This window comes from uncultured Phycicoccus sp., assembly GCF_947495705.1.
GTDB lineage: Bacteria > Actinomycetota > Actinomycetes > Actinomycetales > Dermatophilaceae > Phycicoccus.
In genome coordinates this window covers 1-22,876 of sequence record NZ_CANLZR010000012.1, presented here as the reverse complement: position 1 = coordinate 22,876, position 22,876 = coordinate 1, and the positions used below count along the sequence as shown (strand labels likewise).

The following is a 22,876-nucleotide window of genomic DNA, read 5'->3' as shown; positions in this document are numbered from 1 at the left end:
TCAGTCTCGATCCAGTGAAATCCGGGAGTCGACCAGGGCCGGTCCGTACCAGGTGAGGAGCCGCCCGGACACCAGCCGGGTCGGCACCCGGGTGAACGCCTCGGGCCCGTCCTGCGCGGTGAACTCGTACGGCTCGTCCGGCAGGAGCACGACATCGGCCCGCTCCGGGTCGTCGAGGTCGCCGACCTCGGCGCCCGGGTAGCGCCCGTCCCCTCCCCCGTCGACGACGTCGTAGCCGAGCCGCGCGAGCAGGTCGGCGGTGAAGGTCGGCCGGCCGACGACCATCCAGGGGTCCCGCCAGATCGGCACGACGGCCCGGGTGTGCGGCGTGGGCACCGGCCCGGACCAGGCTGCGGTGGCGGCGCGGAGCCAGCCCGGCTCGGCAACCCCCAGCGCGTCCGCGAACAGCCGCCGCATCGACGCCAGCGCCTGCGGCACCGTCTCGATGTCGGTGACCCACACGGCCACCCCGCGCTCGCGCAGGCGACGCACGTCGAGCTCGCGGTTCTCCTCCTTGTTGGCGACGGCAAGGTCGGGGCCGAGGTCCGCGACGGCGGCGAGGTCCGGATTCTTCGTCCCCCGCACCCGGGTCACGTCGAGGTCCGCCGGGTGGGTGCACCAGTCGGTGGCGCCGACGAGCCGGTCCGGGCAGGTGGCCGCCAGCGCCTCGGTGAGGGACGGGACGAGCGAGACGACACGGCGCGCCGGCCCCGCGAGGGGCACCGGCGCGCCGAGGTCGTCGAGGAGCACGGTCAGCGTGGCGCCATCCGGAGCGCGCCGTCCATCCGGATGACCTCCCCGTTGAGGTAGTCGTGCTCGATGATCGCCAGCGCGAGCCGCGCGTACTCCTCGGGGTGCGCGAGACGCTGCGGGAACGGGACGCCGGCCGCGAGCCCGGCCCGGAACTCGTCGGAGACGGTCGCGAGCATCGGGGTCTCGACGATGCCGGGGGCGATCGTCATGACCCGGATGCCGGACTGGGCGAGGTCGCGGGCCGCGGGGAGGGTGAGGCCGACGATGCCGCCCTTGGACGAGCTGTAGGCCGCCTGGCCGACCTGGCCGTCGTACGCGGCGATGCTCGCGGTGTTGACGACGACCCCGCGCTGGCCGTCGTCGTCCGGCTCGGTGGCGGCGATGGCCTCGGCGGCCACCGTCATCACGATGAAGGTGCCGACGAGGTTGATCTCGACGACCTTCCGGTAGAGGTCGATGGAGTGGCTGCCCTTGCGGCCGAGGATGCGCGCGGACGGCCCGATCCCGGCGCAGTTGACGACGACCCGCAGCGGCCGCTCGGGGTCGTCCGCGGCCACGCCGACGGCGGCCCGGACGTCGGCCTCGGAGGTGACGTCGGTGGGGACGTACTCGACCCCCGCGACCTCGGGCGCGTCGGCGCACGCGTCGGGCAGGTCGAGGGCGAGGACCCGGGCACCGCTCCCGGCGAGGGCGGCGGCGGTGGCCGCGCCCAGGCCGGAGGCGCCCCCGGTGACGATGGCGGAGATGTCAGCGGTCTGCATGCGCGTCATCCTGCCACCGACGCCGCCGTGTCCCGACGGGGCCGTGGCGTCGGTGCGCGGTCGTACCGTGGGCGCATGGCACTGCGCATCGGAGCACACGTCGACCAGGAGGACCCGGTGGCCGAGGCCGCCGCCCGTGGGGCCGGCCTCAGCCAGATCTTCCTCGGCGACCCGCAGAGCTACAAGGGCCCGGTGGTCCGCTACGAGGGCGGTGCGGGGGCCCTGCGGGCGGCGGCCGAGGCCGCCGACGTGCACCTGTACGTGCACGCGCCGTACCCGATCAACGTCGCCTCGACGAACAACCGCATCCGCATCCCGGGCCGCAAGCTGCTCCAGCAGCACCTCACGGCGGCGGCCGAGATCGGGGCGAAGGGGGTGATCGTGCACGGCGGCCACCTCGGCGTCGACGAGGACCCCGGCATCGGTGCCGACAACTGGCGCAAGTGCGTCGACGGCCTCGACATGCCCGTCCCCCTCCTCATCGAGAACACGGCCGGCGGCGACAACGCGATGGCGCGGCGGCTCGAGGCCATCGAGCGGCTCTGGGAGGCCGTCGGCCGCGCCGAGGGCGGCGACACCGTCGGCTTCTGCCTCGACACCTGCCACGCGCACGCCGGGGGCGTCGACCTCGGCAGCGTCGTCGACAAGATCCGGGCCGTCACCGGGCGCATCGACCTCGTCCACTGCAACGACAGCCGCGACGACTTCGACAGCGGCGCCGACCGGCACACCAACCTCGGGTCCGGGCACGTCGACGGCGCCGACCTCGCCGACGTCGTCCGGGCGGCCGGCGCCCCCGTCGTCGTCGAGACCCCCGGGGGCGTCGGCGGCCAGGCCGCCGACATCGCCTGGCTCCGCGAGCGCCTCTGATGCCCGAGTTCGGCTGGCGGCCGGCCAACGAGGCGAGCCCCGACGACGTCGAGGCGGTCTTCGACGCCGGGGGTGCCCGCCAGTGCCGCTGCCAGGCGCTCAAGGTGCCGGGCTGGATCTGGCGTGACACCACCCAGGAGCAGCGGGACGCCGCGCTGCTGGAGCAGACCGGCTGCGGCACCGACGGGCCCACCTCCGGCCTCATCGGGTACGTCGACGGCGAGCCGGCCGGCTGGGTCGCGGTCGAGCCGCGGGAGAACTACCCGCGGATCTGGGCCCGGCAGAAGTCGTGGATGCGCAGGGACCCCGAGCTCGAGGGTGTCTGGTCGGTCACCTGCTTCGTCGTGCGCAAGGGCTTCCGCCGCGAAGGCCTGATGTACGAGCTGGCCGCCGCCACCGTCGAGTACGGGCGGCAGGCGGGCGCACGCGTCCTCGAGGGCTACCCCACCGAGCCGCCGCCGGGGAAGACCGTGATCTGGGACGAGGCGTCGGTCGGGCTGCTCCAGGTCTTCCTCGCGGCCGGGTACGAGGTGGAGGCCTCGCCCACCCTGCGCCGTCGGGTGGTGCGCCACCGGCTCGGCGGGTAGCGCAGGTCGGTCCCGGTCAGACGTTGCGGCGGTACTGCCCGCCGACCTCGAAGAAGGCCTCGGTGACCTGCTGGAGCGAGCAGACCCGGGCGGCGTCCATGAGCACGGCGAAGACGTTCTCGCCCGAGGTCGCGGCCTGCTTGAGGCGGGCCAGCGCCTGCTCGGCCTCCTCGCGGTGGGTCTCGCGGAACGCCTGGACCCGGGCCAGCTGGGACTCCTTCTCGGCGTCGGTGCCCCGGGCCAGCTCGACCTCCTTGGGCGAGGCGTCGGCGTCGGGGCGCACGAAGGTGTTGACCCCGACGACGGGCAGCGAGCCGTCGTGCTTGCGGTGCTCGTAGAGCATCGACTCGTCCTGGATCTTGCCGCGCTGGTAGCCGGTCTCCATCGCCCCGAGGACACCGCCGCGCTCGGAGATGCGGTCGAACTCGGCGAGCACCGCGGCCTCGACGAGGTCGGTCAGCTCGTCGACGACGAAGGAGCCCTGGAGCGGGTTCTCGTTCATCGCCAGCCCCCACTCCTTGCCGATGATGAGCTGGATCGCCAGCGCCCGGCGCACGGACTCGGCCGACGGCGTGGTCACCGCCTCGTCGTAGGCGTTGGTGTGCAGGCTGTTCGCGTTGTCGTAGATCGCGATGAGCGCCTGGAGCGTCGTGCGGATGTCGTTGAAGTCCATCTCCTGGGCGTGCAGCGAGCGTCCCGACGTCTGCACGTGGTACTTCAGCTTCTGGCTGCGCTCGTTGGCGCCGTACTTCTCGCGCATCGCGACGGCCCAGATGCGCCGGGCGACCCTGCCGATGACGGTGTACTCGGGGTCCATCCCGTTGCTGAAGAAGAACGACAGGTTGGGGGCGAAGTCGTCGATGTCCATGCCCCGCGCCAGGTAGGCCTCGACGTAGGTGAAGCCGTTGGCGAGGGTGAACGCGAGCTGGCTGATGGGGTTCGCCCCGGCCTCGGCGATGTGGTACCCGCTGATCGAGACCGAGTAGAAGTTGCGGACCTTGTTCTCGATGAACCACTCCTGGATGTCGGCCATCATCCGCAGGGAGAACTCGGTGGAGAACAGGCAGGTGTTCTGGCCCTGGTCCTCCTTGAGGATGTCGGCCTGCACCGTCCCGCGCACCGTCGCCAGGGCGCGGGCCCGCACCTCGTGGCGCTCGTCGTCGGTGGGCTCCCGGCCCGTCTCGGCCGTCCACTTCTCGACCTCGCGGTCCATGACGGTGTTGAGGAAGAACGCGAGGATCGTCGGCGCCGGCCCGTTGATCGTCATCGACACGCTCGTCGTCGGCGCCGTGAGGTCGAACCCGTCGTAGAGCGCCATCATGTCGTCGAGCGTCGCGACCGACACCCCGGAGGTGCCGACCTTGCCGTAGACGTCGGGGCGCGGGTCGGGGTCGCGGCCGTACAGCGTGACGGAGTCGAAGGCGGTCGAGAGGCGGGTCGAGGGCAGCCCCTCGGACACGAGCTTGAACCGGCGGTTCGTGCGGAACGGGTCGCCCTCGCCCGCGAACATCCGGGCCGGGTCCTCGCCGTCCCGCTTGAACCGGAACACCCCGGCCGTGAACGGGAACCAGCCGGGGAGGTTCTCGCGGCGGAGGAAGGACAGCAGGTCGCCCGCGTCGCGGTAGCGCGGCAACGAGACCCGGCGGATCTGGTTGCCGGACAGTGACTCGCGCACGAGCGCGGTGTGGATCTCGCGGTCGCGCACGGTGACGACCTGCTCGTTGCCCGAGTACGCCTCGACGACCTCCGGCCACTGCTCGAGCTCGCGGGCGAGCGGCGCGGGCAGGTCGTGCCGGGCCTCGTCGACGAGGGCGTCGAGGTCGGCGGTGTCCTTACCGGCCGCGGCGAGCGCGTCGCGCGCGTCGGTGAGCCGCTGCACGCGGCGGGCGAGGTCCGCCCAGCGCTCGGTGTCGGCGTGGTAGCCGCGCACGGTCTCGGTGATCTCGGACAGGTACCGGACCCGCTGCGGCGGGACGACCTGGCGCAGCACGGTGGAGTGCCGGACCTCGACCGGGGCCAGGGTGCCCTCGTCGAGGGCCAGGCCCTGCTCGCCGAGACGGGCGCGCAGCTCCTGGTAGAGCGCGGTGACGCCGTCGTCGTTGAAGGTCGCGGCCGAGGTCCCGAAGACGGGCATCTCGTCCGGGCGCTTGCCGAAGGCCCCGCGGTTGCGGACCAGCTGGCGGCCGACGTCGCGCAGCGCGTCCATGGCGCCGCGGCGCTCGAACTTGTTGACGGCCACGACGTCGGCGAGGTCGAGCATGTCGATCTTCTCGAGCTGGCTCGCGGCGCCGAACTCGGGCGTCATGACGTAGAGGTTGACGTCCGCGTACGACGTGATCGCCGCGTCGCCCTGCCCGATCCCGGGCGTCTCGACGATGACGAGGTCGTGGCCGGCGGCCTTGAGGATCGTCACGACGTCCTCGAGGGCCTCGGGCACCTCGTGCCCGCCCCGGGTCGCGAGGGACCGGAAGAAGATCCGGTCGCCGTCGAGGGCGTTCATCCGGATCCGGTCGCCGAGCAGGGCCCCGCCCCCGCGCCGGCGGGTGGGGTCGATGGCGACGCACGCGACGCGCAGCTTGTCCTGCTGGTCCACGCGCAGGCGCCGGACGAGCTCGTCGGTGAGGCTCGACTTGCCCGAGCCGCCGGTGCCGGTGATGCCGAGCACCGGCACCCGCCGGGCGCCGGCCGCCTGCCGCAGCGCCGCCCGCATCGTGGCGTCGAGGTGCCCGGTCTCGGCCCCGGTGATGGCCCGCGCGACGGCCGCCCGGTCGCCGGAGAGCACCGCCTCGACGGTGGTCGGCTGCTGCTCCCACAGGTCGGTGTCGCAGGCGGCGACGACCTGGTTGACCATGCCGGGCAGGCCGAGCCGCTGGCCGTCCTCCGGGCTGAAGATCGTGACCCCGGCCGCGCGCAGCCGCTCGACCTCGGCGGGCACGATGACCCCGCCGCCGCCACCGACGACCTTGACGTGCGGCGCCCCGGCCTCGCGGAGCAGCTGGACGAGGTACTCGAAGTACTCGACGTGCCCGCCCTGGTACGAGCTGACCGCGACGCCCTGGGCGTCCTCCTCGAGGGCGGCGTCGACGACCTCCTGGACCGAGCGGTTGTGCCCGAGGTGGACCACCTCCGCGCCCTGGCTCTGCATGATCCGCCGCATGATGTTGATCGAGGCGTCGTGGCCGTCGAAGAGGCTCGACGCGGTGACGATGCGGACGGGGTGGACGGGGACGTGGAGCCCCTGCTCGGTCGGCTGCGCTGCCATGACGGGTCCTTCGGTCGGGGTCTGCCGAGATACTAGGACGTCCTAGTACTTACCGGGAAGTCACGAACCCCCCGTCGCCTCGGCGTACGGATCCTCGGCCGCCGCGATGCGGAGCCACTCCACGACGGCGTGCACGTAGTCCTCGTCGACCACGCTCACCGGGACGTCGGCCTGGAGCCGGCGCCACGACTCGGCCCGGTGCAGGCACGAGATGCGCTCGGCCTCGGGCAGGAGCCGGCGCAGCGCGGCGGGGTCCGCGACGTCGGCCCACGGGGCGAGGTACGCGGCCTCGGCCGCGGCCAGCTCGCCGGGGCCGGAGCCCAGCCGGTGGCGCAGAACCCACAGCGGGATGCGGGCGGAGGTCAGCGGATGCGCCCACAGGGCGTCGCCGAGGTCGATGACGGCGAACCCGCCGTCGGGTCTGCGCATCGCGTTGCCCAGGTGGAGGTCGTTGTGCTGGAGCGACGGCGGCACCACGCCGCCGGCCAGGAGGTCCGCGGCGTCCGCGATCCGGTGCAGACCCGCGTCGATGACCGCGCAGTCCTCGTCGGTGGCCCGCCGCGGGTCGTCCTCGGGCAGCCCGGCGAGCCACGCGAGCACCTCGCCCACCCACGCGAGGACCGCGTCGGCCGGTTCCGGGAAGCGCGGCACCCCGGCGGCCAGCACCTCGGCCCCGTGCTCGGCGAGCGCCACCTGGCACCGCGCCCACGCCCCGAGGACCTCGACCCAGTCACGGACCGGGGGGACGTCGTCGTCCCAGAGCGGCGGCCCGAGGTCGGCGCTCGCGAGCAGCCCCCGTTCGGCCGACACCGCGAGCGGGGTGGCCACGACCCCGGGCACGCGGGCGTGGACGACCTCGGCGAGAGCCGCCTCGAACGCCTGGGAGGGCGCGTTCTGCTTGACCCACACCCGCCCGGCGTCGGTCTCGACGTGGAGCACGGTGGACCAGAAACGCACCCGGTCCTGGACGACCGGCCCGGTCGGGGTCAGCCCCGCGGCGGCGAGGGCCGGAACGAGCCAGCCCTGGAGATCGGCCTGCCACTGCGGGCTCGACCAGAGCGCCGGGAGGTCACGCACCGGACCGGCGCGCGGCGAGCCAGGTGATCGCCTCGGCATAGCCGGCGACCCCGTGGCCGACGACGTGGTGGTCGCACACGTCGGCGAGGTAGGAGAAGCGCCGGAACTCCTCGCGGGCGGAGATGTCGCTGATGTGCACCTCGACCTTCGGCACCCGGCAGGCCGAGAGGGCGTCCCGCACGGCGACCGAGGTGTGGGTGTACCCGGCCGCGTTGACGACGATGCCGGCGATGCCGGCCCGGCCCTCCTGCACCCAGTCGACGAGCGTGCCCTCGTGGTTGGTCTGCCGGAAGTCGACGGTGAGCCCGTGCTCGGCCGCCGTCTCGCCACAGAGCCGCTCGACGTCGGCGAGGGTGTCGTGCCCGTAGACCTCCGGCTCGCGCTCGCCGAGGAGGTTGAGGTTGGGCCCGTTGAGCACGAGCACGGTGCGGTCGTCCATGCCGACGGAGCATGCCACCTCCCGCGGTCGCGGTCACCCGGGTTCGGCTCAGCGTCGGTACTCGTTCGTCACGGCTCCGGAGCAGTCCGGGGCGAGGCCGGGCACCGCGTCGGACGCCGACCGGGCCCGGGCCCGCCCGAGGTTCCAGGCGAGCCAGCCGTCGTCCTCGGTGCGGTAGGTCGCGGTGAGGCAGGGCCCGAGGTCGGCCGGGAGCCGGTCGAGGATCACCGGGGTCGCGTCCTGCGACAGCCGCGAGAGGTACTCGGTGTCGAGGGTGCCCGTCGCGGCGAAGCGGTCGATGTTCTGCCCGGCGACCCAGGCGTCCGGGTTCATCCCGGCGAAGCCGAGGGTGAAGACCGCCCCGGAGACCAGGACGGCGCGGGGCACCCAGTCGACCCGGAGCAGCATGACCCCGACGAGGAGCAGAACGACCACGAGCCCGAGCCACAGCTCGAAGCCGTCGACCCACACCCGCAGGACCGTGTACCCGAACGCGTCCTGGTAGAGCGACATCCGGTACAGCGCCGAGGCGACGACGGCCAGCGTGAAGACCCCGAGGGCGCCGAGCAGGACGCGGGTGACGAGCCGGTCGCGGGCCAGGGTCCGGCCGGCGACCCGGAGGGTGACGGCCATGACGAGGACGGTCAGCGCCGTGGCGGTCGTCATCTGGCCGAAGCCCTGGTGCACGTACTCGGCGTGGGTGAGCCCGACGGTCCGCCGAAGGTAGTCGGCCCCGCCGAACAGGGCGGCGGCCTGGGCCGCGAGGAAGGCGGCGAACAGCGCGACGACGACTCCCACGGGGACGGCCCATTCCCACACGGGCCGGGACCGTTCGGACCGGCCGGGCGCCAGCGCGTCGACGGCCGGGGGGTTGAGCGCGAGGTAGGCGCCGGTGAGCACCACGCCGCCGACGAGGACGAAGGTGAACGTCCGCGCGACGATCGAGTCCCAGCCGAGGTCGGGGACGAGCGCGGCGGCCCACGAGCCGAAGACCGCGTCCCCGGTGGCGAACAGGCCCCCGAAGACGACGAGGAGCACGACGGTGAGCAGGGCGGTGCGCAGGACCGGCCACAGCCTGCCCATCCGGCTCGTCGCGGCGACGGTCCGGCCGAGCAGGGGCAGCCCCCGCAGCGCCGACAGCGGCCAGGCAAGGCCGCTGGCCAGCATCGCGAGGAGGCCGTGCGCCCGGGTCAGCCCGGTGGCCGCGACGACGACCGCCGCGAGGACCGAGAGCACCACGACCCCCTCGGCGTCGCGGACCGTGGCGACCGTGACGAGCAGCGCGGCGAGGACACCGCAGAGGACCGTCCACGGGGCGCGGCGGTGACGCGCGACCGCCCACATGAGGCCGCCGGCCGCGAGCATCACGGCCGAGGTCGCGAGGCCGAGCCCGTGGCCCGGCCAGGTCACGGCCGCGAGCGCGCCGACACCGAGCGCGCCGGCGACGACGCCGACCCGAGGCCGCCGGTCGGGCTCCGGCCAGTAGCGGTCCAGGCCCGTCGCGGCGGGCGGCGGCGGGGACACGGCCGGCGGTGCGAGGGCGGCTGGGGCAGGGGGCGTCGTCATCGCGGTCTCCTCGCGCAGGTGGGTCGGGCGGTGCGGGCTCGGGGCGGTGGGCAGGGTGACGCGCAGGTGGGCGCCGGTGGCGTCCGGCTCGGGAGGGACGGCCTCGACCCGGCCGCCGTGGAGGTCACAGACCCAGCGGACGATGGCGAGCCCGAGGCCCGTCCCGCCGCCGGAGTCCGACCCGGTGCCGAACCGCTCGAAGACGCGCTCGGCCTGGTCGGCCGGGATGCCGGGCCCGTCGTCGCGGACGTCGAGGACCCACTGCTCGGCGCCGTCGAGCCGCGCTGTCAGCCGTACCTCCCCCGACGGCGGGGTGTGCCGGACGGCGTTGTCGACGAGGTTCGCGACGAGCTGGGCGAGCCGGGCGGGGTCGGCGACGACGGTGAGGTCGGCCGGCTCGACGTCGTGGGTGACCCGCACCGGGCGGGTCGCCACCCCTGCCTCGGCGGCGCCCCGGGCGAGCAGGTCCGCGACCCGCACCTGCGCGAGGTCCAGAGGCGCCACCCCCGCGTCGATCCGGGAGAGGTCCAGGAGGTCGCCGACGAGCGTGCTGAGCCGCTCGGCCTGGTCGAGGGCCCCGCCGAGGCTGGCGGCGTCGGGGGTGACGACACCGTCGACGAGGTTCTCCAGCAGGGCCCGCTGGGCGGTCAGCGGCGTGCGGAGCTCGTGCGAGACGGTCGCGACGAGCCGGCGGCGCTCCAGGTCGGCCCCGGCCAGGTCGGCGGCCATCGCGTTGAACGCGCGGGCGAGCGCCCCCACCTCGTCCGAGGACGTCGCGGTGACCCGCTGCCCGTAGTCCCCGCCGGCCATCCGCTGGGCGGCCGTCGTCATCTCCCGCAACGGCGAGGTCATGCCGCGCGCCAGCCACTGCGTCACCCCGAGGGCCGCGGCGATCGTCACCGGCACGCTGGTCCACCACGGGACGCCGGCCCCGTCGGCGACGCCGGCGACGACGACGGCCGCGACGACGCTGGCCCCGACGAGGAGACCGAGCTTGACCTTGATCGACGTGATGCCGTCGAGGGGGCGGTCGGTGTTCACCGGCCGTCCTCGAGGGCGTAGCCGACGCCGTGGACGGTGCGGACCCTCGCCGGCCCGATCTTCGCGCGGAGGGCCTTGACGTGGCTGTCCAGGGTCCTGGTGCCGGACGCGTCACCCCACCCCCAGACCTCGCGCATGAGGGCCTCGCGTGAGCGCACCGTGCCCGGCGCGACGGCGAGTGCGCACAACAGGTCGAACTCGAGCGGGGTCAGGTGCACCGCCGTGCCGTCGACGCTCACCCGGCGGGTCCCGGGGTCGACGACGAGCCCCGCGACGTCCATCCGCCCGGTCGTGCGGGCCAGCGCCTCGGCCCGCTCGACCCGACGGAGCAGGGCCCGCAGCCGGGCGACCACCTCGCGCATCGAGAAGGGCTTGGTCACGTAGTCGTCCGCGCCGACCCCGAGACCGACGAGGACATCGGTCTCGTCGTCGCGGGCGGTGAGCATGAGGACCGGCACCGGGCGGATCGCCTGGATGCGCCGGCACACCTCGAGGCCGTCGAAGCCGGGCAGCATGATGTCGAGGAGCACCGCGTCCGGGGCGTGCTCCTCGAAGGCCGCGACCGCCCCCGGGCCGTCGACGGCCGAGACGACGACGAAGCCCTCGGCGCGGAGCCGGTCGGTCACGGCCTGGTTGATCACGGGTTCGTCCTCGACGACGAGGACGGTGCGTGCGGTGGGGGTCCCCTCGGTCATGTCGACGAGCGTAGGGAGGTCGGTGTGCGGGCCGCTCGCGGTCGGTGTGGAGATCGTGTGAAGGTCCGCGACCGGGGGCGGGAGCCGGTCAGGCGGAGCGGCCGTGCTGGCGACGGAACGTGGTCGGGGAGACCCCGGTGCACCGGCTGAAGTGGTGCCGCAGCAGGGCCGAGGTCCCGAACCCGGCCGCGCGGGCGACGTCCTCGATCGACAGGTCGCTCTCCTCCAGCAGCTCACGCGCCCGCAGGACGCGCTGGTCCGTGAGCCACTGGTGGGGGGTGGTCCCCGTCTCGGCGACGAAGCGGCGGGCGAAGGTGCGCGGCGACATCGCCGCGCGACGGGCGAGGTCGGGGACGGTGTGGGTCTCGTCGAGGGTCGCGCTCATGAACTCGAGGACGCCGCCGAGCGACTCGGCCGTCGTCACGGGGACGGGCCGGTCGATGAACTGCCGTTGCCCGCCGTCGCGATGTGGCGGGACGACCATCCGCCGGGCGATCCGGGTCGCGACGGCGGCGCCGTGCTCGGTGCGGACGAGGTGGAGGCAGGCGTCGATGCCAGCCGCGGTCCCGGCGCTGGTGATGACGGTGCCGTCCTGGACGTAGAGGACGTCGGGGTCGACGTCCGCCAGGGGGTGCCGGCGGGCGAGCTCGGCGGCGTACCGCCAGTGGGTGGCGCAGCGTCGCCCGTCGAGGAGGCCGGCCGCGCCGAGCGAGAAGGCCCCCGAGCACACCGACAGCACCCACGCGCCACGGTCGACCGCGTCCTGGAGCACGGCGACGACGGCGGCGCTCGGCTCCCCCGCGGCCGGGGACGCCGGCACGGCCACGAGGTCGGCGTCCCGGGCCGCGTCGAGCCCGTGGGCGGCGGTCACCGTGGTGCCGTTACCGGCGTCGAGCGGGCCGGGCCGCTCGGCGCAGACCCGGTAGTCGAACGCGGGCACCCCGTCGTCGGTGCGGTCCGTCCCGAACACCTCGGCGAGCACCCCGTACTCGAAGAGCTGGACGGGGTCCTGGAGCACGACGGCGACGGAGCGGAGAGCCACGCCTCCCATTATGGCGGTTTCTTGACGGATGTCGACGTTTCTGCCACTGGTGGCGGAGTATGAACGGACCGCAAGATCATGCCATGAGCATCTCCGACATCACCCAGGTCCTTCTCACCATCGCGGGCATCGTCGTCGTCCTCGGCCCGGTCGTCGTCCTCGTCGAGCTCGCCCACCACCGGGCCCAGGCCGAGGGCCGGTCGGTCCGCGGCTTCCCGGCCGACCCCGACGACGCCGACGCCCGCCGGGTCGCCGGCGAGCTGCGGGCGCGGACACAGGCGACGACCCCGCAGCACGAGTTCCGGGGCCGCCGTCGGGGCCGGGTCAGCGGCGCCCGATGAGCCATCCGATGACGATGCCGACGACGCCGACCGCGACGTAGGGCCCGTAGGTCCTCAGCAGCACGGGCAGCACCGTCGAGCCGAGGTCGAGCGAGTCGTCCGAGGGCCTGCTCGGCACCGGCGCCGGCGCCGGTCGCGGCACCGGGGCCGGGGTGGTCGCCGGGGTCGGCTCCGCGACCTCGGCCGGCGCCTCGGCGGGGGCCTCGGGCTCGACAGCCTCCGGCCCCGCGAGCTCGGCCTCGATGCAGCTGACGAACTGGCCGAGCAGCTTGTCCGAGACGTCCTGCATGACGCCGCGGCCGAACTGCGCCGGCTTGCCGGTGACCGTGAGGTCGGTGACGACGTTGACGGCGGTGCCGGTGCCCGCGGGCTCCAGCCGGATCCTGACGGTGGCCCCGGCCGTGCCGTTGCCCCGCTTGTCCTTCCCCTTGGCCTCGATGACGGCCTGGTGGGCGGCGTCGTCCTTCTCGACGAAGGTGCCCGACCCCGAGTACTGCAGCGCGATCGGCCCGAGCTTGACCTTGACGGTGCCGCTGAAGCTCTCGCCGGTCGCCTCCGTGACGGTCGCGCCGGGGAAGCAGCTGCCGACCCGCTCGAGGTCCATGAACGTCTGCCAGGTCGTGTCGACGTCGGCGGGGACGGTGAAGTCGTGCGTCAGCTCCATCGGGCGGTCAGCCGCCCATCGCGCGCTGGACGGCCCGGCGGGTGAGCACCGCGGCGAGGTGGCGCCGGTAGTCGGCGTCGCCGTTGAGGTCGCTCGGCGGGTTGGTGCCGTCGGCCGCTGCCGCGCAGGCGCTCTCCAGGTCGGACAGACCCTTGCCGACGAGGGCCTGCTCGACGGCGCTCGCGCGCAGCGGCGTCGAGCCCATGTTCGTCAGGCCGACCCGGGCCTCGGCGATGCTGCCGCCCTCGAGCCGCACCGTCGCCGCGACCGCGACGATCGACCACTGGTGCGACACCCGGACGAACTTCTCGTACGCCGAGCCCCACCCGGTGTGCTTCGGGATGCGGATCTCGGTGAGCAGCTCGCCGTCGCCGACCGCGGTCTCGAAGAGGTCGCGGAAGAACTCCCCGGCCCCGACCGTCCGCTCACCGCCCGGCCCCACGACGACCATCGTCGCGTCGAGCGCGAGCACCGGTGCCCCGACGTCGCCGGCGGGGTCGGCGTGGACCAGGGCCCCGCCGACGGTGCCCCGGTGCCGGATCTGCGGGTCGGCGACCGTCTCGACGGCCTTCGCGAGCAGCCCGGCGTGCTCCTGCACGAGGGCGTCGGTGACGACGTCGCTGTACGGGGTCATCGCGCCGATGGCGATGTGGTCGCCCCCGTCCCGGATGCCCCGCAGGGCCTCGATCCGGCCGAGGTCCACGACCTTCTCGGGGGCGTTGAGGCGCATCCGCAGGATCGGCAGGAGGGACTGGCCGCCGGCGAGCACCTTGGCGTCGTCGCCGGCCTCGGCCAGCGCCGCCAGCGCGTCGTCGAGGCTCGTCGGGGACACGTAGTCGAAGGCTGCGGGGATCACTGGCCTGCTCCGTCCGTCGTTCCGGCCGCGGGATCCTGGTTGGGTGCGCCCTCGTCGAAGTGGGCCTGGGCGTCGGCGACGGGTGCGGCGTCCGTCGTCCCGCCTGCGCTCTGGATGGCCTTCCACACCCGCTCGGGCGTGCACGGCATCTGGATGTCGTCGATGCCGAGGTGCCGGACGGCGTCGACGATCGCGTTGACGACCGCCGGGGTGGAGGCGATGGTGCCCGCCTCGCCGACTCCCTTGGTGCCGAGCGAGTTCGACGTCGAGGGCGACGTCGTGTGGTCGGTGACGAAGCTGATCGTGTCGGCCGCCGTGGGGAGGGTGTAGTCGACGAACGACCCGGACACCAGGGTGCCCTGCTCGTCGTACTCCGCGCCTTCCCACAGGGCCTGCCCGATGCCCTGGACGAGCCCGCCGTGGACCTGACCCTCGACGATGAGCGGGTTGATGATGGTGCCGATGTCGTCGACGCACACGTACTTGCGCATCGTGGTGGCGCCGGTCTCGGTGTCGACCTCCATCGCGCACAGGTGGGTGCCGTGCGGGAAGGAGAAGTTCACCGGGTCAAAGGTGGCGTCGGCGTCGATGCTCGGCTCCAGGCCCTCCGGGTAGTCGTGGCCGGTCCAGATCCCGAGGGCGATGTCGGTGAGCCCGATGCCCTTGTCGGTGCCCTTGACGGTGAACCTCCCGGCCGCGAACTCGAGGTCGTCGACCCCCGCCTCGAGCATGTGGGCCGCGAGCGGCTTCGCCTTCTCGATGACCTTGTCGGCGGCCCGCACCAGCGCCTCGCCGCCCACGACGAGGGACCGCGACCCGTAGGTGTCCATCCCCTTCGGCGCGATCTGGGTGTCCCCGTGCAGGACCTCGACGTTCTCGAAGGGGACCCCGAGCCGGTCGGCGACGATCTGGCTCCACGCCGTCTCGTGCCCCTGCCCGTGCGCGGACGCGCCGGTGATGACCTCGACCGTGCCGGTGGTGAGCATCCGGATCGAGGCGCTCTCCCAGCCGCCGGCGCCGTAGTTGAGCGACCCGAGGACCCGCGAGGGGGCCAGGCCGCACATCTCGGTGAAGGTCGAGATGCCGATGCCCAGCTGGACGGGGTCGCCGGACTCACGCCGGCGCTGCTGCTCGGCGCGGAGCTCGTCGTAGCCGAAGAGCCCGAGTGCCTTCTCGGTCGCGGCCTCGTAGTCGCCCGAGTCGTACGTCATGCCCGCGACCGAGGCGAACGGGAACTCGTCGTGGGTGATCCAGTTCTTGCGCCGGATCTCCATCGGGTCGACCCCGACCTCGGCGGCGAGCTCGTCCATGAGCCGCTCGATCGCGTACGTGGCCTCGGGGCGGCCGGCGCCGCGGTAGGCGTCGACCCACGTCTTGTTCGTGTAGTAGTTGGTGCAGTTGAACTGGTAGGCCCCGAACTTGTAGATGGAGTTGAACATCCACGCGCCGAGCACGGGGACCCCGCCGCCGACGAGCCCTGCGTAGGCGCCGAGGTCGCACATGAGCTCGACCTTGAGGCCGGTGACGGTCCCGTCCTTCTCGGCGGCCAGGGTCAGCTTCTGCCACTGGTCGCGCCCGTGGTGGGCAGAGACCATCGACTCGGAGCGGGTCTCGGTGTACTTGCACGGCTTGCCGAGCGTGCGAGCGACGGCCAGCGTGACGAACTCCTCCGGAGTCGTCTGCAGCTTGCCGCCGAAGCCGCCGCCGACGTCGGGGGCGATGACCCGGATCTTGGACTCGGGCAGGCCGGTCGTCGCGGCGATGCCGAACCGGACGAGGTGGGGGACCTGGGTGGAGGACCAGAGGACGACCTGGTCGCCGGTGGGGTCGACGACGGTGGAGCGCGGCTCCATGAACGACGGGATCAGCCGCTGCTGGCGGTACTCACGCTCGATGAGGATGCCGCCCTCTCGCGCCGTCGCGATCGCCTCCTCGATGTCCCCGCCGGTGCCACCCGCCTTGGAGTCCAGCTGCCAGAACGCGCTCTTGTTCGTCCCGAGCGACGGGTGGGCGAGGACCGCGTCGGTGGCGGCCTCCTTGAGGTCGAGGACCGCGGGCAGCTCCTCGTAGTCGACATCGACGAGCTCGGCCGCGTCGCGCGCGACGGCGGCACTACGGGCGGCGACGACGGCCACGATCTCCCCTGCGCAGGCGACGTGGTCGACCACCATCGGGAGGTGGTCGGGCGCCTTCTGGTCGGTCGTGATCGGCCACGCCGTGATGTTCAGGCCCTGGATGTCCGCGATGTCGGAGCCGGTGAGGACGGCGATGACCCCCGGCAGCGCCTTGGCCTCGGCCGTGTCGATGCCCGAGACCCTTGCGTGGGCGAAGGGGCTGCGGACCATCGCGAGATGCACCATGCCGGGGAGCTGGATGTTGTCGGTCCACTTGGTGCGGCCGGTGATGAGCCGCTGGTCCTCCTTGCGCAGGCGGGCGGAGCCGATCTCGGTGGTCGGACGGTCGTCGACGGCGGTCATCGGGCCTCGGTCCTCTCGCTCGACATCGAGCCGGCGGCGGCCGCCACGGCCTTGACGATGTTGTGGTAGCCGGTGCACCGGCAGAGGTTGCCCTCGAGGCCGACCCGGATCTCCTCCTCGGAGGGGTTCGGGTTCTCGGTGACCAGGTCGACGGCCTGCATGATCATCCCCGGGGTGCAGTAGCCGCACTGGAGCGCGTGGTTCTCGTGGAACGCCGCCTGCATCGGGTGCAGCTCGCCGTTGCTCGACAGGCCCTCGATCGTCGTGACGTCGTGCCCGTCGGCCTGGACCGCGAGCACGTTGCACGACTTGACGCTCCGACCGTCGAGATGGACGGTGCAGGCGCCGCAGTTGCTGGTGTCGCACCCGACGACCGTGCCGACCTTGCCCACGACCTCGCGCAGGTAATGGACGAGCAGCATCCGGGGTTCGACCTCGTCGGTACAGGAGACGCCGTCGACGTTGACGGTGATCCGAGTCATCCTTGACTCCTTCGCGGGGGGACCGTGTCGTGTCCGTGATCCTGCTTCACCGCCGCCCCTGGGGCAAGGGCTGGGCGACGGGCCGTCGAACCCCGGTGGTCCCCAACGGCGGTCGCGGGGCCGCGCGCCCTTTCCTCCGGGGCAAGCCCGCCGTGGCGGGCTCAGTCCGGGTGGTGGTGGATCGGGCCCGCCCCGTCCTGGAGTCGGCTTCCGCCGCCACCCCACTGGAGGGCGACGATCTCGGCGGCGATGGACACCGCGGTCTCCTCGGGCGTCCGGGCCCCGAGGTCGAGGCCGATCGGGCTCGAGAGCCGCCCCAGCTCCTCCTCGGTGACCCCCGCCTCACGGAGCCGCTCCAGGCGGTCCTCGTGGGTCCGGCGGCTTCCCATCGCGCCGATGTAGCCCACCTCCGGGAGCCGCAGGGCCCGTTCGAGGAGGGGCACGTCGAACTTCGGGTCGTGGGTGAGGACGCAGACGACGGTGCGGCCGTCGATGCGTCCCGCGGCCGTCTCGCGCTCGAGGTACTGGTGCGGCCACTCGACGACGACCTCGTCGGCGGCCGGGAACCGGCTCGTCGTCGCGAACACGGGTCGCGCGTCGCACACCGTCACGCGGTAGCCGAGGAAGGACCCCACGTGGGCGACGGCGGCGGCGAAGTCGATCGCGCCGAAGACGAGCATCCGCGGCCTCGGCGCGAACGCCGACACGAACACCCGCATCCCCTCGCCCCGGCGCTCGCCGTCGGGGCCGTAGGTCAGCGTCTCGGTGCGGCCGGCCGCCAGGAGGCCGCGGGCGTCGTCGGTGACGGCGGCGTCCGCCCGCTGCGACCCGAGCGTGCCCGCCGGCTCGGTGCTCCCCGCGTCCTCGGGGCGGACGACGACGCGTCGGCCGACCCAGGACGGGTCGGGGTGCTCGATGACGGTGGCGACCGCCACGGGGCGCCCGGCCGCGACGTCGGCGGCGACGTCGCCGAGCTCGGGGAACGTCCGCTGGGACACCGGCTCGACGAAGACGTCGAGGATGCCGCCGCAGGTGAGCCCGACCGAGAACGCGTCGTCGTCGGAGACGCCGTAGCGCTGGAGCACCGGCGTGCCGTCCTCGACGACCTCCTGCGAGAGCTCGTAGACCGCCCCCTCGACGCAGCCACCCGAGACGGACCCGACGGCCTCGCCCCCGGGTCCCACGAGCATCGACGCACCGGCAGGGCGCGGCGCGGAGCGGAAGGTCGCGACGACGGTGCCGACGCCCACGGTCTCGCCGGCTCGCCACCAGCCCATCAGCTGGTCCAGGACGTCACGCACGCGCCACCACCTCCGTGAGCCGCTCGAACGCGGCCATCGAGTGGCCGGCGACGAAGTCGTCGACATGCGGCAGGACAGCCATGATGCCTCCCTGGACCGGCTCGTACCCCGCCCGGCCGCGGTGCGGGTTGGCCCACACCACCCGGTGCGCCACCTGGGACAGCCGGCGCACCTGCTCGCCGAGCGCCTCGGGGGCGTCCCGCTCCCACCCGTCGCTGAAGATGACGACGACGGCACCGCGCGCCATGCCGCGGCGCCCCCACCGGTCGAGGAAGACCTTGAGCCCCTCGGCGAGCCGGGTGCCCCCGGACCAGTCCGGGATCGCCTGGCCGGCCGCGACCATCGCCCGGTCCGGGTCGCGCTGGTGCAGCGGCCGGGTGATGTGGGTGAGCCGGGTCCCGAGGGTGAACACCTCGGTGGGGACCCCGGCCGCGCAGTACGCGTGGGCCAGCCGCACGAGGGAGTCGGCGTAGGCGCTCATCGAGCCCGAGACGTCGATGAGGAGCACGACCCGCCGCGGCCGGGTGGTGCGGCGGCGCCATTGCACCTCGCCGGGCTCGCCCATCCGCCGCAGCGTCGCGCGTAGCGTGCGGCGGGCGTCGACGACCCCCCGCGGTGAGCGCTGGTACCGGTGTGCCCGGCGGCGGGGGGCCCGCGGCCGCAGCGCCCCGAAGAGCGCGGCCAGCTGCTCGCGTTCGGCCCGGGACAGGTCCGCGACGTCACGCCGACGCAGCACCTCCGTGGAGCTGGCGGTCGCCTTGACGACGTCGGGGTCGTCCTGGCCCGCCCCGGACGGGGCGTCCTCGCCGGTGAGCCCGGCCTGGGCGACCTGGCGGCGCACGGGGTCGCGCGCCTTGGTCCCCGCCCGGGTGCCCCCGAACCACTCCGCGAACACCTGGTCGTGCCGCTCGAGGTCGGCCGGCGACCCGCACAGCGTGCCCCGGCCCGCGTGGTAGACCCCGCCCGGGTCCTCCAGCCCCACAGCGGCGACGGCGTCGAGGTAGGTGCGTTCGCGGTCGGCGGTCACCTGCACCCCGGCAGCGCGCAGGGCCCGGGCGAACCCGAGGAGCACCTCGTCCGGGGTCCGCACGTGCTCGGCCGGGTCGAGCCGCTGCCGCGCGACGCTCACCGGGGCTCCGGGGACGTCATGGCGTGAGCATCGCGTCGAGGGCCTTCTTGACCCGCTCGGCGTCCTCGCGGTACTTGACCGCGACCCCGAGCGTGGCGGCGGCGGTCGCGGTGTCGAGGGTGCGGGTGCCGAGCTCGTGCAGCGCCCGTGCCCAGTCGAGGGTCTCGGCGACCCCGGGCGGCTTGAGCAGCTCGCGGTCGTCACGGATCCGGTGGACGGTGCGGACGACCTGCTCGGCGAGCGCCGCGGAGACCTCGGGTGCGCGGGTGCGGACGATCGCGAGCTCACGCTCGATCCCGGGGTGCTCGAGCCAGTGGTAGAGGCAGCGCCGCTTGAGCGCGTCGTGCAGCTCGCGGGTGCGGTTCGAGGTGAGGACGACGACCGGGGGCGTGGCCGCCGCCACCGTGCCGAGCTCGGGGATGGTCACCTGCCACGTCGAGAGCACCTCGAGGAGGAACGCCTCGAACTCGTCGTCGGCGCGGTCGACCTCGTCGACGAGGAGCACGGCCGGGGACTCGCGCAGGGCCCGCAGCACCGGCCGGGCCAGGAGGAACCGCTCGTCGAAGAGGTCCGCCTCCAGGGACTCGACGTCGCGCGGGGCGCCGGAGGCGGCCTCGAGGGCGCGGACGTGCAGGATCTGGCGGGGGAAGTCCCAGTCGTAGAGGGCCTGGCTGGCGTCGATGCCCTCGTAGCACTGGAGCCGGATGAGCGGGAGGTCCATCGTCTCGGCGAGCGCCTCGGCGAGGGCCGTCTTGCCGGTGCCCGGCTCGCCCTCCATGAGCAGGGGGCGCCCGAGGCGCAGCGACAGCCACGTGACGGTCGAGAGGGCGTCGTCGGTGAGGTAGCCGACGGCCTCGAGAGCGCCCGCGAGGTCGATGGCCGAGTCGAACGTCGTCCGGGGGTCCATGCCGACAGCATCACCCACGGACGGGGCGGACGGAAGGAGGACCGTCACACCGGTCGGCGCGACCGCGAGCCGCGGGCGTCAGAGGAGGCGGGAGACCGCGGCCGAGACCTCGGCCACGGCGAGGGTCCCCAGCACGACCGTGACGACCCCCGGCAGCCGTCCGTCGGCCAGGACCGAGAAGGACGGCTCCCCCGGGTGGGGCCGCGCCAGGCGCCGGGCCCGGAGTGCGGTCACGACCACCCACCCGGCGAGGACGGCGACGATGACGGTGGGGACGACGACGACGGGGCCGAGCGAGTCGAGGGTGAGCCGGCCGATGGTGACGGCGGCGACGACGAGCGCCAGCCCGGTCCGCCGCCACGCGAGAGCCGTGCGCTCCTGCTGCGCCCCGGGGTCGCGCTCGGTGCGGTGGCTCACGAGCCGAGGCCGCGCAGCAGGCTCGACACCCCGATCGCAAGCCCCACGACGGCCACCGTCGCGATGACGACGACCATCGCCGGGTTCGAGGGCAGGGCCGTGCTCTCGCGCATCGCCCGCTCGGTGCGGGCCCAGCCGCGGTAGGCCGTGAGCGAGACGAGCAGCCCGGCGAGGCCGAGCAGCGCCGCGAGCAGGTACTGCACGGTGTCGTCGAGAGGGAGGTCGAGCGCGTCGAGGGCCGCCGCGCCCGCGAGCAGCGCGAGCCCGGTGCGCACCCACGCGAGGAAGGTCCGCTCGTTGGCGAGCGAGAACCGGGGGTCGGGCTCGCTGCCGTGGTCGTAGACGCTGCCCGGCCACCGCCGCTTGGGTTCGCTCACCGGGTCATCATGGCGAACCGGCCGCCAGCCCGTCCGGGGTGTCGACGTCGTGTCCCGTCGCGAGGTCCCCGCACTCGACGGGGAGCGGCGGGTGCTCGACGAGGTAGTCGCGGGCGCCCCGGTCGCCGGCCGCCGACGCGACGACGCCGGCCCAGTGGTCGCGACCGATGAGCACCGGATGCCCCGGACGGCCCGCGAACTCGGCCCGCAGCAGGACGCCCGCCCCGACCCCGCGCCCGGCGCCGAGGACCCGCCGGTGGACCCGGGTGCCGACGTCGGGGAGGTCGACGAGGGTGACGAGTGCTGCGTCGACATCGGCCGGCGCGGTCGCCGCGAGATGGTCGAGGCCGGCCCGCAGCGAGGCGCCCATCCCCTCGTCCCAACCCGGTGCGACGACGGCCATAGCACCCGCCGACTCCGCGAGGGGGGCCGTCTCCTCGGCAGCGGCCCCGACGACGGCCACGACCCGCTCGAGGCCGGCGTGCAGGAGCCGGTCCAGGGTGGTCTCGAGCATCGTGGGCCCACCCGGGTCGGGGCGCACGAGGGCCTTCGGGCCGCCCATCCGGCGACCGGCCCCGGCGGCGAGGAGCAGGCCGACGGTCGTCACGCCGCCAGCCTGCCACGCGCGAGCGCACCCCCGGGGCCCGACCCGCTCGCTACCGTCGGTGCGTGGTCCACCACCTGTCACCCCGCGACGCCCGCCGGGTCGCGGTGCGGGCGCAGCTGCTCGGCCGGTCCCGGCCCACCGACGCCCTCGCGACCGTGCGGCACCTGACCCTGCTCCAGATGGACCTCACGGCGTACGTCGCGCCGAACGCCGACCTCGTGCTGTGGAGCCGGCTCGGGTCGGGGTACGCCCCTCAGGTCCTCGACGACCTCCTGGAGTCGCGGGCGCTCGTCGAGGTCCAGGGCATGCTCCGCCCGGCCGAGGACGTCGCGCTGTTCCGTGCCGAGATGGACGCGTGGCCCGGCCCCGGACCCCTGACGGACTGGCAGGAGTCCCTGGAGCACTGGGTCGAGGCGAACCGGGCGTGCCGCGACGACATCCTCACCCGGCTGCGGTCCGAGGGCCCGCTCCCCGCTCGCGAGCTCCCGGACACGTGCGTCGTGCCGTGGCGCTCGTCGGGGTGGACGAACAGCAAGAACGTCCAGAAGCTGCTGGACCTGATGGAGGCCCGCGGTGAGGTGGCGGTGTCCTCGCGCGAGAACCGTGAGCGGAACTGGGACCTCGCCGAGCGGGTGTACCCCGCCGTCGAGGCGCTCCCGGTGGCGGAGGCTCGCATCGAGCGGGACCGGCGGCGCCTCGTGGCGCTCGGCATCGCCCGGGCCACGGCCACCCAGCCGCCGGGTGAGCCGAACCACGTCGGCGCCGCCGGCGAGGAGGCCGTGGTCGACGGTGTCCGCGGCACGTGGCGGGTCGACCCGGCCCTGCTCGACGTCGCCGCCGAGGGGCGGACCGCCCTGCTGTCGCCGCTGGACCGCCTGGTCTTCGACCGCAAGCGGATCAGCGAGGTCTTCGGGTTCGACTACACGCTCGAGATGTACAAGCCGGCCGCATCCCGACGCTGGGGCTACTTCGCCCTGCCGGTGCTGCACGGGGACCGGCTCGTCGGGAAGGTCGACGCCCAGAGCGACCTCGACGCGGGCCTCCTGCGGGTGCATGCCGTGCACTGGGACGACGAGCCGAGCGGTGCGATGCGTGACGGGGTCGAGCGTGAGCTCCGCTCCCTCGCCGCGATGGTCGGCGTCGACCTACGCGTCGAGTAGCCCGCCGGAGCCGCGCGTCAGACCGTGCGGTGTTGGGGTTCGGTGGTGCGGATGGTCCCGGTGGG

At 74.1% G+C, this 22,876-nt stretch carries 22 protein-coding genes; 4 read left to right on the top strand and 18 right to left on the bottom strand.

Annotated elements, in window-relative coordinates; genetic code table 11:
* Positions 1–756: a helical backbone metal receptor gene (locus Q0963_RS14745; protein ID WP_299447688.1), complete on the bottom strand. Its 756-nt coding sequence runs from the start codon at positions 754–756 to the stop codon at positions 1–3.
* The gene (locus tag Q0963_RS14740) at positions 753–1,514 is read right to left on the bottom strand and encodes an SDR family NAD(P)-dependent oxidoreductase (RefSeq protein ID WP_299447458.1); all 762 of its coding nucleotides are present in this window, start codon (positions 1,512–1,514) and stop codon (positions 753–755) included. The genes Q0963_RS14745 and Q0963_RS14740 overlap by 4 nt, the downstream gene beginning before the upstream one ends.
* 75 nt (positions 1,515–1,589) lie before the next feature.
* Between Q0963_RS14740 and Q0963_RS14735 the strand changes: the two genes are divergently transcribed.
* Together Q0963_RS14735 and Q0963_RS14730 are read left to right on the top strand one after the other, a co-directional pair.
* Positions 1,590–2,384, top strand: coding sequence for a deoxyribonuclease IV (locus Q0963_RS14735; RefSeq protein WP_299447457.1), 795 nt, complete (start codon positions 1,590–1,592; stop codon positions 2,382–2,384).
* The gene (locus Q0963_RS14730; protein WP_299447455.1) at positions 2,384–2,971 is read left to right on the top strand and encodes a GNAT family N-acetyltransferase; all 588 of its coding nucleotides are present in this window, start codon (positions 2,384–2,386) and stop codon (positions 2,969–2,971) included. The genes Q0963_RS14735 and Q0963_RS14730 overlap by 1 nt, the downstream gene beginning before the upstream one ends.
* Positions 2,972–2,987: 16 nt before the next feature.
* Here Q0963_RS14730 and icmF read toward each other — a convergent pair whose 3' ends face one another.
* The 6 genes from icmF to Q0963_RS14700 form a co-directional block, all read right to left on the bottom strand.
* On the bottom strand, positions 2,988–6,233 hold the full coding sequence (gene icmF, locus Q0963_RS14725) for a fused isobutyryl-CoA mutase/GTPase IcmF (RefSeq protein WP_299447453.1): 3,246 nt from the start codon (positions 6,231–6,233) through the stop codon (positions 2,988–2,990).
* A gap of 60 nt (positions 6,234–6,293) precedes the next feature.
* Positions 6,294–7,310 (bottom strand): phosphotransferase, encoded by a 1,017-nt coding sequence (locus Q0963_RS14720; protein ID WP_299447451.1) that lies wholly within the window; start codon positions 7,308–7,310, stop codon positions 6,294–6,296.
* A complete protein-coding gene (gene aroQ / locus Q0963_RS14715) occupies positions 7,303–7,749 on the bottom strand; it encodes a type II 3-dehydroquinate dehydratase (protein WP_299447449.1) in 447 nt (148 codons plus the stop codon). The genes Q0963_RS14720 and aroQ overlap by 8 nt, the downstream gene beginning before the upstream one ends.
* A gap of 48 nt (positions 7,750–7,797) precedes the next feature.
* Entirely contained in the window at positions 7,798–10,356 is a 2,559-nt protein-coding gene (locus tag Q0963_RS14710; protein WP_299447447.1) for a DUF4153 domain-containing protein, read from the bottom strand.
* Positions 10,353–11,051 carry a response regulator transcription factor gene (locus Q0963_RS14705; protein WP_299447445.1) on the bottom strand — a complete coding sequence of 233 codons (699 nt, stop codon included), beginning with the start codon at positions 11,049–11,051 and terminating at the stop codon, positions 10,353–10,355. The genes Q0963_RS14710 and Q0963_RS14705 overlap by 4 nt, the downstream gene beginning before the upstream one ends.
* An 88-nt stretch (positions 11,052–11,139) precedes the next feature.
* Positions 11,140–12,102: a GlxA family transcriptional regulator gene (locus Q0963_RS14700; RefSeq protein WP_299447443.1), complete on the bottom strand. Its 963-nt coding sequence runs from the start codon at positions 12,100–12,102 to the stop codon at positions 11,140–11,142.
* Positions 12,103–12,176: 74 nt separating this feature from the next.
* On the opposite strand from Q0963_RS14700, the gene Q0963_RS14695 reads away from it, so the two are divergent.
* Positions 12,177–12,434 (top strand): hypothetical protein, encoded by a 258-nt coding sequence (locus Q0963_RS14695; RefSeq protein WP_299447441.1) that lies wholly within the window; start codon positions 12,177–12,179, stop codon positions 12,432–12,434.
* On the opposite strand, the gene Q0963_RS14690 is transcribed toward Q0963_RS14695, so the two are convergent.
* From Q0963_RS14690 to Q0963_RS14645, 10 genes are all read right to left on the bottom strand, one after another.
* Positions 12,418–13,098, bottom strand: a complete 681-nt coding sequence (locus Q0963_RS14690; RefSeq protein ID WP_299447439.1) for an SRPBCC family protein — start codon at positions 13,096–13,098, stop codon at positions 12,418–12,420. The two genes, Q0963_RS14695 and Q0963_RS14690, sit on opposite strands and share 17 nt — an antisense overlap.
* 7 nt (positions 13,099–13,105) lie before the next feature.
* Complete coding sequence (locus Q0963_RS14685) at positions 13,106–13,954, bottom strand: xanthine dehydrogenase family protein subunit M (RefSeq protein WP_299447437.1); 849 nt, start codon at positions 13,952–13,954, stop codon at positions 13,106–13,108.
* A complete protein-coding gene (locus Q0963_RS14680) occupies positions 13,951–16,431 on the bottom strand; it encodes a xanthine dehydrogenase family protein molybdopterin-binding subunit (RefSeq protein ID WP_299447435.1) in 2,481 nt (826 codons plus the stop codon). Before Q0963_RS14680 ends, Q0963_RS14685 begins: the two co-directional genes overlap by 4 nt.
* Complete coding sequence (locus tag Q0963_RS14675) at positions 16,428–16,913, bottom strand: (2Fe-2S)-binding protein (RefSeq protein WP_299447433.1); 486 nt, start codon at positions 16,911–16,913, stop codon at positions 16,428–16,430. Before Q0963_RS14675 ends, Q0963_RS14680 begins: the two co-directional genes overlap by 4 nt.
* 161 nt (positions 16,914–17,074) lie before the next feature.
* Positions 17,075–18,214, bottom strand: a complete 1,140-nt coding sequence (locus Q0963_RS14670; RefSeq protein ID WP_299447431.1) for an XdhC/CoxI family protein — start codon at positions 18,212–18,214, stop codon at positions 17,075–17,077.
* Positions 18,207–19,343 carry a VWA domain-containing protein gene (locus Q0963_RS14665; protein ID WP_299447429.1) on the bottom strand — a complete coding sequence of 379 codons (1,137 nt, stop codon included), beginning with the start codon at positions 19,341–19,343 and terminating at the stop codon, positions 18,207–18,209. Before Q0963_RS14665 ends, Q0963_RS14670 begins: the two co-directional genes overlap by 8 nt.
* A 16-nt stretch (positions 19,344–19,359) precedes the next feature.
* A complete protein-coding gene (locus Q0963_RS14660) occupies positions 19,360–20,250 on the bottom strand; it encodes a MoxR family ATPase (RefSeq protein ID WP_299447427.1) in 891 nt (296 codons plus the stop codon).
* 78 nt (positions 20,251–20,328) lie between these two features.
* A complete protein-coding gene (locus Q0963_RS14655) occupies positions 20,329–20,667 on the bottom strand; it encodes a DUF202 domain-containing protein (protein ID WP_299447425.1) in 339 nt (112 codons plus the stop codon).
* Positions 20,664–21,044 (bottom strand): YidH family protein, encoded by a 381-nt coding sequence (locus Q0963_RS14650; protein WP_299447423.1) that lies wholly within the window; start codon positions 21,042–21,044, stop codon positions 20,664–20,666. The genes Q0963_RS14655 and Q0963_RS14650 overlap by 4 nt, the downstream gene beginning before the upstream one ends.
* A gap of 7 nt (positions 21,045–21,051) precedes the next feature.
* Positions 21,052–21,651 (bottom strand): nucleotidyltransferase family protein, encoded by a 600-nt coding sequence (locus Q0963_RS14645; protein ID WP_299447420.1) that lies wholly within the window; start codon positions 21,649–21,651, stop codon positions 21,052–21,054.
* A gap of 62 nt (positions 21,652–21,713) precedes the next feature.
* Between Q0963_RS14645 and Q0963_RS14640 the strand changes: the two genes are divergently transcribed.
* Positions 21,714–22,811 (top strand): DNA glycosylase AlkZ-like family protein, encoded by a 1,098-nt coding sequence (locus Q0963_RS14640; RefSeq protein ID WP_299447418.1) that lies wholly within the window; start codon positions 21,714–21,716, stop codon positions 22,809–22,811.
* Positions 22,812–22,876 lie beyond the last annotated feature (65 nt).

Bases quoted from the DNA above. Each gene is read 5' to 3' on its own strand.
- Q0963_RS14700 (WP_299447443.1), bottom strand. From the start codon at position 12,102: ATGGGAGGCGTGGCTCTCCGCTCCGTCGCCGTCGTGCTCCAGGACCCC.
- Q0963_RS14705 (WP_299447445.1), bottom strand. From the start codon at position 11,051: ATGACCGAGGGGACCCCCACCGCACGCACCGTCCTCGTCGTCGAGGAC.
- Q0963_RS14730 (WP_299447455.1), top strand. From the start codon at position 2,384: ATGCCCGAGTTCGGCTGGCGGCCGGCCAACGAGGCGAGCCCCGACGAC.
- Q0963_RS14680 (WP_299447435.1), bottom strand. From the start codon at position 16,431: ATGACCGCCGTCGACGACCGTCCGACCACCGAGATCGGCTCCGCCCGC.
- Q0963_RS14660 (WP_299447427.1), bottom strand. From the start codon at position 20,250: ATGGACCCCCGGACGACGTTCGACTCGGCCATCGACCTCGCGGGCGCT.
- aroQ (WP_299447449.1), bottom strand. From the start codon at position 7,749: ATGGACGACCGCACCGTGCTCGTGCTCAACGGGCCCAACCTCAACCTC.
- Q0963_RS14675 (WP_299447433.1), bottom strand. From the start codon at position 16,913: ATGACTCGGATCACCGTCAACGTCGACGGCGTCTCCTGTACCGACGAG.
- Q0963_RS14690 (WP_299447439.1), bottom strand. From the start codon at position 13,098: ATGGAGCTGACGCACGACTTCACCGTCCCCGCCGACGTCGACACGACC.
- icmF (WP_299447453.1), bottom strand. From the start codon at position 6,233: ATGGCAGCGCAGCCGACCGAGCAGGGGCTCCACGTCCCCGTCCACCCC.
- Q0963_RS14735 (WP_299447457.1), top strand. From the start codon at position 1,590: ATGGCACTGCGCATCGGAGCACACGTCGACCAGGAGGACCCGGTGGCC.
- Q0963_RS14740 (WP_299447458.1), bottom strand. From the start codon at position 1,514: ATGCAGACCGCTGACATCTCCGCCATCGTCACCGGGGGCGCCTCCGGC.
- Q0963_RS14695 (WP_299447441.1), top strand. From the start codon at position 12,177: ATGAGCATCTCCGACATCACCCAGGTCCTTCTCACCATCGCGGGCATC.